The following is a 12,079-nucleotide window of genomic DNA, read 5'->3' as shown; positions in this document are numbered from 1 at the left end:
GGCAGTGGAGGCCGACGGCATGCATGTCGGCCAGGACGATGCGGACGCGGCGCTGGTACGCGCGCGCATCGGAGCCGGGCGGATGCTTGGCGTATCCGCCCACTCCGTGGCTGAGGCGCGCCGTGCCGTGCAGGCGGGCGCCGACTATCTTGGCGTCGGGCCCATGTACCCGACGCGGTCCAAGGCGGATGCCCACGCTGTGCTGGGCCCCGCCGGGGTGGCGGAACTGCGCGCCGCAGGCATCGCAGTTCCGGTGGTGGGTATCGGCGGCATTACGCCCGATACCACGGCCGCCGTGATGGCGGCAGGAGCCGACGGCGTAGCCGTCATCTCCGCCATCGCGGGCGCGGCCGATGTGCGCGCAGCGGCTGCGCAGTTCGCTGCGGCAGTGCGCGGGATGCAGGCATAGCCGTGCATCCCTGCACCGCCTCCCCTCCCAGCACGCTGGGGCCAGGCTGCTCCTTCCAGCGTGACTGCCTCACCGTTTACCAACATCATTATTCCTGCTGTTCCAGATGCGTCCTCCTGGCTTGCATCTTTTTTTGCCTGTTGACTCTCACGTTACGTGACGCTATACAATCGGTGGTGTAAGGAGGTGTTGATCATGGCCATGAAAGTCAAAGAAGTTGCCGAGCTTGCCTCGATCAGTGTGCGCACACTGCATCATTATGATGAGATCGGATTATTGACCCCGGACGAAGTCACTTCAGCCGGATATCGGTTGTACTCGGATGCCAATCTGGAAACGCTGCAGCAAATTTTATTTTTCAGAGAGCTTGATTTCTCCCTCAAAGAGATCAAAAGCATTATCACCAACCCTTCCTTTGACCGGGAAGAAGCACTGCAGATGCACCGCCGTATTTTGCTGGAAAAGCGTCAGCGACTTGATCAAATGATTTCCACCATTGATCGAAGCGTTTTGCATATGAGAGGAGAGATACACATGACAACGAAAGAACAGTTCGAAGGATTCGACTTCAGCAAAAATCCGTATGAACAGGAAGCCAGAGAGCGTTGGGGAGACGAAGCTGTAGAAAAAGCTAATCAGAAACTTCAGGGCAAATCTGCCCAAGAACAGAAAGCCCTGTCCGATGAAATGAATGAAATTTATACCCGGCTGGCAGCACTTCGTCACACGGACCCTGCCTCGAACGAGGCTCAAGCAGGAATCGCCGAATGGTATGCCTATCTGAACAACATGGGGAACTATTCCCCGGAGGCTTTCAGAGGACTCGGACAGATGTATGTGGATGATGAACGCTTCACTCGTAATATCGATCAATTTGGCGAAGGATTGGCCCTGTTCATGAGGGATGCGATGGCAGTCTTTGCTGACCGTAAGAGCTAATGCTATATGCTTTTCTCATTAATTCCGATCTACTCCAAGTATAAAAAAGGGACGTACGCCATAGGCGTTACGTCCCTTTCCCTGTATCTCAGCCGCAATGTGATTGGCCCCTTCCGGCCCTTCACTCTGAGTACTTTTTACATGATATAACCAGTGACCTCATTGCACCGTTCTGATTACCGAGGCAGTGTCCCCTATTAAGCTCTTGGCGCTTGATCGGATGACGAAGCTGTCGATGCCAGGCTTGTCTTCGCCATGCGTCCCGGAATCTGCCATGCCGATACAATAGCCAGCACGATGAACAACAGATCGATCGGCTCACTGAAGTAATCGGTAATGGTTGCGAAAAACTCACGGATAATCTCAACGTCAAACGCGAGTTCCATCATTCCGATATCCCCGAACAACTGGGATGTGAAATAGACTACCGTAAGATATTTACCCAGCAAAATACCGAGAAGTGCGAAAATGACCGCAATGATTTTATGTACCGTTGCAATGCGTTTGTTGGAGAACAACACAACTGCATACCCCGTAAGTGCCCCAATCAAGATGGCGATAAGCCCCACCTCATATTCGGTCGATGCTGCAATTGCCGCCCACACGGCTCCCCCTACAATAGCTGCAATCAACCCGCCGATGATCGGCAAGCCAATTCGGATTCCTTGTTTCTCTTCCACGTGCTTTTCCCTCCTGAGTCATGCTTATGCTTATTTTCCAGAATTCACCTTTCTTATGAAACCACAAAATGTGCCTTCTTTCAACAAATTTCTATTTGTTTCTGAAAATTAATAGAAAAGAAGCAGGGAGACTCAGATGATATATTTCAGCAACGCAAAGATCCCTTCTGCCAGCCTTAAGCTGAAGAAGGGATCTTAACTCCGAATCATTTATAATCTAAACTCTGCTGACATCTTATGCTTGCGCTTCTTTGGACGGCTGAATGACTGCAGCAATCTGTGCCAGAATGGCATCTACTGAAGCAGGATCATGTACATCATACTGATCAATGTTCAGACGCAGTACCGGACAAGCCGTAAACTGATCGATCCATATCGAATAACGCTCATGCATATGTTCCCAATACGAGCGGTCGGTCTGAATTTCCATTTCACGTCCGCGTTCCGTAATCCGGTTCAAAATGGACGGCAGACTGCCTTCCAGATAGATCAACACATCAGGATGAGGGAAATACGGTGTCATCACCATCGCTTCAAACAAACTGCTGTACGTTTCGAAATCCGTGGCTGACATCGTGCCCTGATCCGCATGCATTTGCGCAAAGATTCCCGTATCTTCATAGATGGAGCGATCCTGCACGAACCCCCCGCCAAGCTCGAAGATCTTCTTCTGTTCCTTGAAACGCTCCGCCAGGAAGTAGATTTGCAAGTGGAAGCTCCAACGCTCAAAATCATGATAGAACTTCTCCAGATACGGGTTATGATCGACCTGCTCCAGAGATGTCTTGAAATTCAAACGCTGCGCAAGTGCTGCCGTTAACGTGGACTTGCCCACGCCAACCGTACCTGCTACTGTAATTAATGCATTCGCCGGAATGCCATAGTTATTCATGTGATATACTCCTTTACCTGATTAACAATCTGCCTGAAATGTTCAGGATGCTCCACAAAATCCAGCTGCTCCGCATTGACTTTAATAATGGTCGGTGGGTTCGTACTTTCCGCCAGATAAGCCATGCCTGTTTTGTAATCCGCGATCAATTGTTCCATATATGCCGGGTCCATGTCCTGTTCAAAGGAACGTCCACGTTTGTTAATGCGATACATCAATGTGTCCAGCTCGGCTTCAATGTATAACACCAGATTGGGTTTGGGCAGATCATCGGTTAACAAGTGATAGATTTGACGGTACTTGTCCCGTTTGGTCCCTTTCAAGGTACGTTCGGCAAAGATCATATTTTTGTAGATATGATAATCCGATATGACGGGAGTATTTTGTTCAATGTAGTGCAGACCTGTGTCTTCCAATTGCTTGAACCGGTTACATAGAAAAAACATTTCAAGCTGGAAGCTCCACTCATCAATATTTTGATAGAAGGAAGCCAAAAAGGGATTCTCTTCTACTATTTCCTTCACCAGCGGAAGGTTTAATTCCTTGGAAAGCATTGTTGCCAGGGTGGTTTTCCCCGCTCCAATCGCACCTTCCACCGCAATAAACGGGGCTGAATTCATTGTGTTCCTGCTCCTCCTCGACCTCATGCGTGTTTCCGTTTCTGTACAGACCTCACCTATTGTATCACAGCCCGTAGTGTCGAAGGCCAGTATTTTATGTAAAGTTATTCTCTATTAAATGGCCCTCCCGCGAATGGTCTGATTACACCATACGATGAAGAGGACTGCTGGCATATTAAACACTTTTCTTGCTCCTATTCCTCTTCAACCTTTCTGAAAAATGCGAAAAAACGCTGAAAGTTTTAGTGCTAAAGCATCATTTTATTTTCATTACTAACATTCATATGACTTTATTACGATATATTCCATGAATACGATATGTCTGGAGGTCCTAGAAGAGTCTGGAATGATTCACATATACGAATAGATCAATTTAACCAGAAAAAAGGAGAGAAACAAGTTGTTAGCTAAGATTCGATGGAGTACCATGCCTTTCTTTGCCAAAAACCTCGTTATATCTTTCGGTAGTATCATGTTGATTGGAATCATCCTGATTACAGCTGGATATCAGCTGCAGAAAAACGTACTCAGCCAGCAGCTCTATGATCAGGCCAAAGTGACCACCCAGAAGTGGTCGGACGACCTGGACACAGCCAAAGTGCTTGAAGCCATTAATGAAAAAAGCTATGACGGTCCGGTGCAAACAGAACTGCGGGACTATCTGGATTCTATCCATGAACTGTATCCCAACATTGCCCAGACCTATATTTTTGGAACCGAACTGGCGGAAGGCAACCAAACGTCCATCATCGCCGTTCCGACCAACCTGGTACAGCCTTTTGAAGAATTGAATTTGGCTGTAGGCTCCATGTACCCTCTCCCACAGGAAAACGTGGAAGCACTGGAAGGCATGAAGAAGGACGGGCAACCTGCACTAAGCAGCTTTTATACAGATGAATATGGAACCTGGACAACCATTATGTATCCAATCAAGAATGCTGCGGGTGAAATGTACGCCGCCATTTACTTCGATGTCGACGCCAATGCAATCCCAAGTGGTCTTCATAAACTTATTACATACAGCAGCATGTTCCTTATAGGTTTCCTGCTTCTGTTCATGATTCTGCAATATGTCCTGTTGAAGAAAACGTTAACTCCGATCCGTAACCTGATGAAGGGCATCGATGTTGCCAGCTCGGGGAATCTGGATGTATCCATCCAGACAGGGCGAGATGATCTGGGGATCATTAATCAGAAATTCAATACGATGATTGAACGCTTCAACGATACGATGTCCAAAGTCCAACTGACTTCCCATCACCTGTCCAACTCCTCCAAGAAAATGTTGGAGATCTCGGAAAATAACAATGGCAATATTCAAATGATCAGTACGAATATTCGGGATATCTCACTTGGCCTTCGCTCTCAGGACCAGGCCTCTGTAGAAAATGCACGTGCCATGATGGAAATGTCCACCGTTATCCAAACCATCGCAAGCAGCTCTTCGGAGGTTGCCGATGAAGCACAGAGCATGGAACAGCGGTCCCATTCGGGCCATGAGATTATGCAGCAAGTCATTGAGCAGATGGATCTGATCTCGGGAACCGTACAACACACATCCGAGTCCATCCGGTCTTTGGAAAACCGTTCCAATGAGATTAGCGGTATTGTCAATCTCATCACTGACATTGCAGGACAAACCAATCTGCTTGCCCTGAATGCTTCCATCGAAGCAGCACGTGTAGGTGAAGAAGGAAAAGGATTTGCTGTCGTGGCAGGAGAAGTACGCAAACTGGCAGAACAATCGCAGCAATCCGCCGATCAGATCCGCTCGTTAATCGACGAGATTCAGCGGGACATCGCGCAGTCCGCTGAAGCTATGCAGCTTGGTTCACGTGAAGTAGAGAAAGGTTCTCAGGTTACCCGGGAGACAGGTGAATTCTTCGGCGATATCCTGACAGCCACGAACAAAGTTGCGAATCAGATCCAGGATATCTCCAGTTCTACAGAGGAAATCTCCGCCAGTACACAAGAGATGTCTGCAACAGCAGATGAGCTGTCCGCAAGTGTTAGCAAGGCAGCTAACAGCAGCAAGCAGATTGAACAATCGATCGCTGAACAGGAAGCTTCCATGGCGTCCATTGTCAGCGCTTCGGATGAACTCTCTGCCGTGTCCAAGCAGCTGCAGGAGCTGATTTCATTCTTCAAAGTCAAGCAAGCAAATTAATCGAATATACGATGTCATTCACAAAAAAAGAGATCTTCCCTTTCTCACGGGAGATCTCTTTTTCTATCTTATCTTGTACCCATTCACTGGGACTTGTCACTTGAAGTTTCGGCATCGTCTTTCTTCTTCGTACCTTTGCTTTTATAAGGCTTTGGGGCACTTTTCGCCCGATTGGCACTGGCTTGCCAGCGATTCCAGCCTTTTTTGCCGGTACCGCGGCCCGTGCCGCCTTTACCCTTTGCTTTGCTCATGTTATCACTCCAATAATCCGGTGTATGCTTAAAAATGACTGTCCCCGGTACCTTTTATCGTAACCCAGCCCATCGTATTCACTTCCAGCATTTCTTATTATAACAAAAATAGACGTCTTTACGTCCATTTCCAAAAATGATTCTATTGTTATTCTGTTATGAAAGCGGTATAGTGTACATAATTGAAAGAAGAAGCCGCGTCTTCTTCGGGATTGTTACTGGTAAGCAGGCGATACCCAAATAAAGGCTGTGTGATAAGCCTTTGTTTGGGTTTTTTGTTATTATAACGGCAATAGAGGTGAACAACGATGATCATTCGACAGATTTTCAACAATAACGTCATCCGGGCAGAGAACCAGGTGGGTCATGAATTTGTTGTCATTGGAAATGGTCTGGGCTTCAAGAAGAAAAATGGGCAGCCTGTTGATGAGGATAAGATCGAGAAAACCTTTGTTCTCAAATCGGACAAGATCCCCCAGAAACTGATCGACCTGATGGGCGAAACCTCCGTGGAGTATCTAACATTGGCTGACAAGATTGTAGGCTATGCCAAACGGGAAATGGGCGATATTTTCAGTGACAATATCTATATTTCCCTCATTGACCATATCCAATTTGCCATCTCACGGTACAGGAAGTCCGTCGGGCTGAAGAACTCGCTGTTATGGCAGATCAAAAAGTTTTATAAAAAGGAATTCATGATCGGCATGAATGCGCTGGAGTTGATCGATTCACAATTCGGCATTCAGATGGACGAACATGAGGCCAGTTTTATCGCCATGCATTTTGTCAACGCCAGACAGGATGGTCAGGGCATGCAGCAAACGGTTGAAATTACCGAAGTGATCGATGACATATTCAACATCGTGACCAATCAATATGGCATAACCCTGGATGAAAATTCGTTTAATTACTCCAGGTTTATTACCCATTTGCAATATTTCGTCCAGCGCATGGTGAGCAATGAACAGGAACAGACGGCGTCTGGTGATAACTTTCTGTATGATCAGGTCAAAGACAAATACGGCAAGGCTTTTCAGTGTACCCAATTGATTAACCATTACCTTGAGGACAAGTTCGAAAGTGCGATGTCCATTGATGAAAAGGTGTATTTGACGATCCATATTCACCGCGTTACTTCCCGAAATGAAATGCAGGACACGAAATAAAAAAAAGCTTGCAAACGATTTCGCTGTCATTTATAGTAGGTCTCACAACTTAACGACAAGGATTGTTACTGGTCAAGCAGGCGATACCTAAACGATTGGCACCCCATCCATTTTGGATGGCCACTGCCCTCCGTTTAGGTATTTTTTTGTTTTCAGGGGCAGTTCGACCACAAAGGAGAATGAACATGGATCATAAAAAAATGGGAGATGACATCGTACGCCTCGTCGGCGGTGAAGCCAATATCAACGGACTTGTCCACTGTGCGACCCGGCTGAGGTTTAACCTCAAGGATTCCAAAAAAGCCGAGCGCGAAACGCTTGAAAAACATGATGGTGTAATTACCGTTGTGGAAAGCGGTGGACAATTTCAAGTTGTGATCGGGAGTCATGTTGCTCATGTATATGCAGAGATTATGAAGAATCGGGATTTTGGAGGTGAATCCTCCTCCACCGGAGAGACAACAGGTGAAAAAACCTCGATCTTATCCAAAGTTTTTGAAATTATCTCGGGAAGCTTCTCTCCATTAATTCCGGCTATGGCGGGATCAGGGATGTTAAAAGCCCTGCTGACCGTTCTAACCATGCTTGGCTGGATGTCAGACACCAGTGACACCTATCTTATTTTATCCGCAGCCGGCAATGCCGTATTTTACTTTCTGCCTATCTTCCTCGGCATTACGCTGGGCATGAAGCTGAAAGCCAATCCTTATGTCGCCGGGGTCATCGGTGCTGCCCTGCTGGAACCGAACTTTACCGGATTGATGGACAAGGGTTCCGATGTATCGTTCCTGGGAATACCTGTCGTCATGATGAACTACTCAGCCAGTGTATTTCCGATATTCATCTCCATCAGCATCTATGCCCTTCTCGATAGGCTGCTGAAGAAAATCATTCTGAAGGATCTGCAATTGTTCCTGGTTCCGATGATTGCTCTCATGATTATGGTTCCTCTGTCTGCGATGGCCTTTGGTCCATTTGGCACCAACGTAGGAGACTGGATTTCTTCTGGTGTAACATGGCTCATTGACGTCAGCGGGATATTGTCAGGGATTGTCCTGGGCGGATTCATGACCTTCATGGTCATCTTCGGTCTCCACTGGGGATTCACTCCGATCACGATCCAAAATATTGGGGTTGGCGGAGATCCAATCGAAGCGATGGCTGCTGCAGCCGTATTTGCCCAAATCGGTGTTGCATTCGGTATTTTCCTGAAAGCCAAAAAAGATAAAACGCTCCGCACACTTGCAGGCTCAACGAGTCTTACGGGATTACTCGCAGGAGTGACGGAACCTATCGTATACGGGTTGGTCCTGCGTTATAAACGCGTCATTCCAATCGTTGTCATCGCAGGTGCAATCGGTGGTGCCATTAATGGTCATTTTGGCGTTAAAATGACGGCATATGTATTCCATAATATTTTTGCCATACCGGTGTACACACCAACCGTAGTTTACGTCATTGCAATTGTTTGTTCCTTCGCCATTGCTGCGGTACTAACCGTCATGTTCGGATACGAGAGCAAAACCAAGGCAACGGTTGCAGAAGTCAAGGTTGCGAATGATACGAACACAGGTGCAATGTCCGAAAGTAAAACGATAGAAGTTCCTGCTGCTCCAGAGGTAAAAACCGCCGAGGTCAAAAAAGAACAAATTCATAGCCCACTTACGGGCAAAGCTGTTGCTTTGAGTACGATCAACGATCCTGCCTTTTCCACTGGTGCTATGGGCAAGGGACTAGCGATCGTACCCGAGATTGGCGAAGTTGTTTCTCCCGTGGATGGCGTAGTCACTTCACTCTTCCCAACGGGACATGCCATCGGGTTAACGACTGGCGCCGGCACCGAGATTCTGATTCACATCGGGATCAATACCGTTGCGCTAAAAGGTAAACATTTCACGCCTGTCGTGCAGGAAGGTGACATCGTCACACAGGGCGATCTGCTCATTCAATTTGACATTGAACAAATTAAGCAAGCTGGATACGAAACTGTCACTCCAGTCATTGTTACCCTCACACAACACGAAGTGGATGTATTCGAAACATCCCAGGAACATGTACAGAAAAATGATGTCCTGCTCACTCTTGTTGTCTGATCAGCTAACTTATTCCAAACTCAACTAGGAGGAACGAACAATGAAACATACTCAACTCAAACCATTTCCCAAAGACTTCTTCTGGGGAGGTTCAACGTCAGCCTATCAAATCGAAGGCGCCTGGAATGAAGATGGCAAAGGTCCTTCCGTTATTGACATGGGAAACCATGTGGAAGGTGTAACCGACTTCAAGGTGACCAGCAATCACTATCATATGTATAAGGAGGATGTGGCCCTGCTTGCGGAGATGGGTTTCAAAGCCTATCGCTTCTCCATCGCCTGGACGCGGATCTATCCGCAAGGCGCAGGCGAGGTTAATCCCAAAGGCCTTGCCTTCTATGACTCATTAATTAATGAACTGATCAAACACGGTATTGAACCAATTGTGACCATGTATCACTTTGATCTTCCTTATGCACTGGAAGAGCAAGGTGGCTGGTCCAATCGGGCAACAATCGATGCCTTTGAGCAATACGCCAGAACCCTGTACGAGAACTACGGGGACCGGGTCAAATATTGGCTGACCATTAATGAACAAAATATGCTCATCCTGCATCCTGGCTCTTTAGGCACACTGGATACCACGATGATTGATCCGCAAAAAACACTGTATCAGCAAAATCATCACATGCTCGTCGCGCAAGCCAAAGCAATGGTCCTATGCCATGAGATGCTTCCAGGTGTCAAGATCGGTCCGGCTCCCAATATTGGCGTGATCTATCCGGCAAGCTCCAGACCGGAAGATACCCTCGCAGCCGATAACTATGCAGCAATCCGCAACTGGCTCTATCTTGATATGGCCGTATACGGTCGCTACAATCACATTGCCTGGAGTTACCTTGAAGAGAAAGGGTATACTCCGGTCATTGAGGACGGCGACATGGATATTCTGGCTCAGGGAAACCCTGATTTTATTGCTTTTAATTACTACACTTCACAGACCGTCGGCGAAAGTCTGAATGATGGCAATGATTTCTCCCACACAGGAGATCAGCACGAAATTGTGGGTGAACCTGGTGCATACCGAGGATCTGTGAATCCAAATCTGCAGAAAACCGAGTTTGGATGGGAGATTGATCCAGTGGGCTTCCGCTCTACTCTTCGCCAGATTTATTCCCGCTATAACCTGCCATTAATCGTTACAGAGAATGGTCTGGGCGCTTTTGACAAGCTGGAAGAAGGCGACGTGGTCAACGACCCTTACCGTATTGAATTTTTCAATAAACATATTGAACAGATTCAACTGGCCATTACGGATGGTGTGGATGTATTTGGTTTCTGTCCTTGGTCTGCGATCGATCTGGTGAGTACACATCAGGGGTCCAGCAAACGATATGGATTTATCTATGTGGACCGCGAGGAATTTGATATTAAGGAGTTAAGACGTATCCGTAAACAGAGCTTCTATTGGTATCAAAAGCTAATTGAGACAAACGGTGAAGTCCGTTAATCATACAAATCCAAAAAATAAAACCAGTCGATTACACAACGTATCATGTGTAACCGACTGGTTTTTTTAAGCTTTACATCGTATTGTTATGAATTGCGACTACATCTCCGTCTTCGCTTGCCCTGCGGGTCTAACCCCTCTGAGAACCCGGAGAGATAACAGGAAACATATTGCCAGAACAGCAGCAGCTGAAACATACGGATAGTTGATATTTACATCGAACAGGGCACCAGCCACAATCGGACCTGCGATATTGCCCAAGCTTGTGTACGCGGAGTTCAATCCAGCCACGAAACCTTGCTGTTCCTCTGCCAGTTTGGACATCTGCGTGCTGATGGCAGGACGCAAAATATCCATACCCAGGAATACAATAAAGGTGACCACCAGGATGAGCCAGTACGTGTGCACAAACAGGGTTAGCAGTACAAACACCGCCACGAAGAACAGACATACCGAAATCACTTTCTTCTCCCCAAACTTGTTTAGCAGCCACCCGATCAGAGATACCTGTACTACAGCACCCGCGATCGAGCCAAATGTAATGATAAATGCAATATCCTTGGTCGTGAAGCCGAATTTGTGATCCACAAACAGAGAGAATACGGTCTCATAGTTAGCCAGGCCAAACGCCATGACAAATACGATAATTAGACTGAAGAAGTAGGGTTCCCGGTAGGAATTCAGCAGCTGGGATACCATTCCCGGCGTTTTGGCTTTTGCTGCACCTGCAGCGGGTTTACTTGCTTCTCCAGTGCTCCGTGCAGATTCCGGCAGGATAATCAGGGTAATAATCGCTGCCAGCAATCCGGCAACCCCTGCCGCATAAAATGGAATCCGAATGCCAAAATCTGCGATATATCCACCGATTCCCGGCCCAATGATGAATCCGGTCGTAATGGCTGCATTGATCAATCCCATCCCCTTGCCGCGCTCTTCTTCCGTCGTAATATCTGCGGTGTAGGCCATAATGGAAGGGAAAATCATCGCTGCACCAACCCCGCCGAGCATCCGGGCTGCGAAGAGCAGCACGGGGGCATTGACCGCACCAAACATGAATTCCGATACGGCAAAAATTAGCATACCGCCGACAATGATCTTTTTACGTCCGAATGAATCGGACCACCTGCCCGCTACTGGGGAAAATAGAAACTGGGTAAAGGAAAATGCCGCGACCAGCAAACCAACCGTGAACCCAGTGATATGCAGCAGATCCATGTACGCAGGCATGATCGGTACGACCAAGCCAATACCTGTAAATACGAGAAAAATATTAAACATCAACAGCAGGAGTGCGCCCCTGTTTCTTGTCAGTAATGCCATGATTGTATCCTCCGTAAATTGTCAAAATGTTGCTTTTTATATAGATGAGCAAGCGTATTGTTTCATGGGTTTCGTGGGTGTGTTCAATC

11 protein-coding genes are annotated in these 12,079 nt (G+C 47.3%); 6 read left to right on the top strand and 5 right to left on the bottom strand.

The genetic code is table 11. The features are described from left to right. Positions 1-409, top strand: a 409-nt coding sequence (locus tag CHH60_RS21200; protein WP_176476155.1) for a thiamine phosphate synthase, incomplete at its 5' end; no start/stop codon positions are given. Between the two features lie 195 nt (positions 410-604). Further along, complete coding sequence (locus CHH60_RS21195; RefSeq protein ID WP_095361014.1) at positions 605-1,348, top strand: MerR family transcriptional regulator; 744 nt, start codon at positions 605-607, stop codon at positions 1,346-1,348. A gap of 197 nt (positions 1,349-1,545) precedes the next feature. Here CHH60_RS21195 and CHH60_RS21190 read toward each other — a convergent pair whose 3' ends face one another. From CHH60_RS21190 to CHH60_RS21180, 3 genes are all read right to left on the bottom strand, one after another. Next, positions 1,546-2,028 carry a hypothetical protein gene (locus tag CHH60_RS21190; protein WP_251641164.1) on the bottom strand — a complete coding sequence of 161 codons (483 nt, stop codon included), beginning with the start codon at positions 2,026-2,028 and terminating at the stop codon, positions 1,546-1,548. A gap of 235 nt (positions 2,029-2,263) precedes the next feature. Further along, positions 2,264-2,920 (bottom strand): deoxynucleoside kinase, encoded by a 657-nt coding sequence (locus tag CHH60_RS21185; protein ID WP_095361013.1) that lies wholly within the window; start codon positions 2,918-2,920, stop codon positions 2,264-2,266. Beyond that, a complete protein-coding gene (locus CHH60_RS21180; protein WP_095361012.1) occupies positions 2,917-3,540 on the bottom strand; it encodes a deoxynucleoside kinase in 624 nt (207 codons plus the stop codon). The genes CHH60_RS21185 and CHH60_RS21180 overlap by 4 nt, the downstream gene beginning before the upstream one ends. Positions 3,541-3,967: 427 nt before the next feature. Here CHH60_RS21180 and CHH60_RS21175 point away from each other — a divergent pair, with 427 nt between their 5' ends. Further along, positions 3,968-5,707 carry a methyl-accepting chemotaxis protein gene (locus CHH60_RS21175; protein WP_095361024.1) on the top strand — a complete coding sequence of 580 codons (1,740 nt, stop codon included), beginning with the start codon at positions 3,968-3,970 and terminating at the stop codon, positions 5,705-5,707. An 83-nt stretch (positions 5,708-5,790) separates the two neighbouring features. Here CHH60_RS21175 and CHH60_RS21170 read toward each other — a convergent pair whose 3' ends face one another. Further along, complete coding sequence (locus CHH60_RS21170; protein ID WP_095288604.1) at positions 5,791-5,958, bottom strand: DUF3934 family protein; 168 nt, start codon at positions 5,956-5,958, stop codon at positions 5,791-5,793. A gap of 308 nt (positions 5,959-6,266) precedes the next feature. On the opposite strand from CHH60_RS21170, the gene licT reads away from it, so the two are divergent. The 3 genes from licT (at position 6,267) to CHH60_RS21155 (ending at position 10,670) form a co-directional block, all read left to right on the top strand. After that, positions 6,267-7,127, top strand: a complete 861-nt coding sequence (gene licT / locus CHH60_RS21165) for a BglG family transcription antiterminator LicT (RefSeq protein ID WP_095288603.1) — start codon at positions 6,267-6,269, stop codon at positions 7,125-7,127. Between the two features lie 185 nt (positions 7,128-7,312). Continuing rightward, positions 7,313-9,220: a beta-glucoside-specific PTS transporter subunit IIABC gene (locus CHH60_RS21160; protein ID WP_095361011.1), complete on the top strand. Its 1,908-nt coding sequence runs from the start codon at positions 7,313-7,315 to the stop codon at positions 9,218-9,220. Between the two features lie 40 nt (positions 9,221-9,260). After that, positions 9,261-10,670, top strand: a complete 1,410-nt coding sequence (locus CHH60_RS21155) for a glycoside hydrolase family 1 protein (protein WP_095361010.1) — start codon at positions 9,261-9,263, stop codon at positions 10,668-10,670. Positions 10,671-10,769: 99 nt separating this feature from the next. Here the strand turns inward: CHH60_RS21155 and CHH60_RS21150 are convergent, their stop codons facing one another. Beyond that, a complete protein-coding gene (locus CHH60_RS21150; RefSeq protein WP_095361009.1) occupies positions 10,770-11,990 on the bottom strand; it encodes an MFS transporter in 1,221 nt (406 codons plus the stop codon). Positions 11,991-12,079 lie beyond the last annotated feature (89 nt).

Origin of the sequence: Paenibacillus sp. 7523-1 (assembly GCF_002276415.1) — a bacterium.
GTDB classification, from domain to species: domain Bacteria; phylum Bacillota; class Bacilli; order Paenibacillales; family Paenibacillaceae; genus Paenibacillus; species Paenibacillus illinoisensis_A.
The sequence above is the reverse complement of the archived record's forward strand: the minus strand, read 5'-3'. Positions and strand labels throughout refer to the sequence as shown.

Bases quoted from the DNA above. Each gene is read 5' to 3' on its own strand.
- CHH60_RS21195 (WP_095361014.1), top strand. From the start codon at position 605: ATGGCCATGAAAGTCAAAGAAGTTGCCGAGCTTGCCTCGATCAGTGTG.
- CHH60_RS21185 (WP_095361013.1), bottom strand. From the start codon at position 2,920: ATGAATAACTATGGCATTCCGGCGAATGCATTAATTACAGTAGCAGGT.
- CHH60_RS21180 (WP_095361012.1), bottom strand. From the start codon at position 3,540: ATGAATTCAGCCCCGTTTATTGCGGTGGAAGGTGCGATTGGAGCGGGG.
- CHH60_RS21175 (WP_095361024.1), top strand. From the start codon at position 3,968: ATGCCTTTCTTTGCCAAAAACCTCGTTATATCTTTCGGTAGTATCATG.
- CHH60_RS21170 (WP_095288604.1), bottom strand. From the start codon at position 5,958: ATGAGCAAAGCAAAGGGTAAAGGCGGCACGGGCCGCGGTACCGGCAAA.
- licT (WP_095288603.1), top strand. From the start codon at position 6,267: ATGATCATTCGACAGATTTTCAACAATAACGTCATCCGGGCAGAGAAC.
- CHH60_RS21160 (WP_095361011.1), top strand. From the start codon at position 7,313: ATGGATCATAAAAAAATGGGAGATGACATCGTACGCCTCGTCGGCGGT.
- CHH60_RS21155 (WP_095361010.1), top strand. From the start codon at position 9,261: ATGAAACATACTCAACTCAAACCATTTCCCAAAGACTTCTTCTGGGGA.
- CHH60_RS21150 (WP_095361009.1), bottom strand. From the start codon at position 11,990: ATGGCATTACTGACAAGAAACAGGGGCGCACTCCTGCTGTTGATGTTT.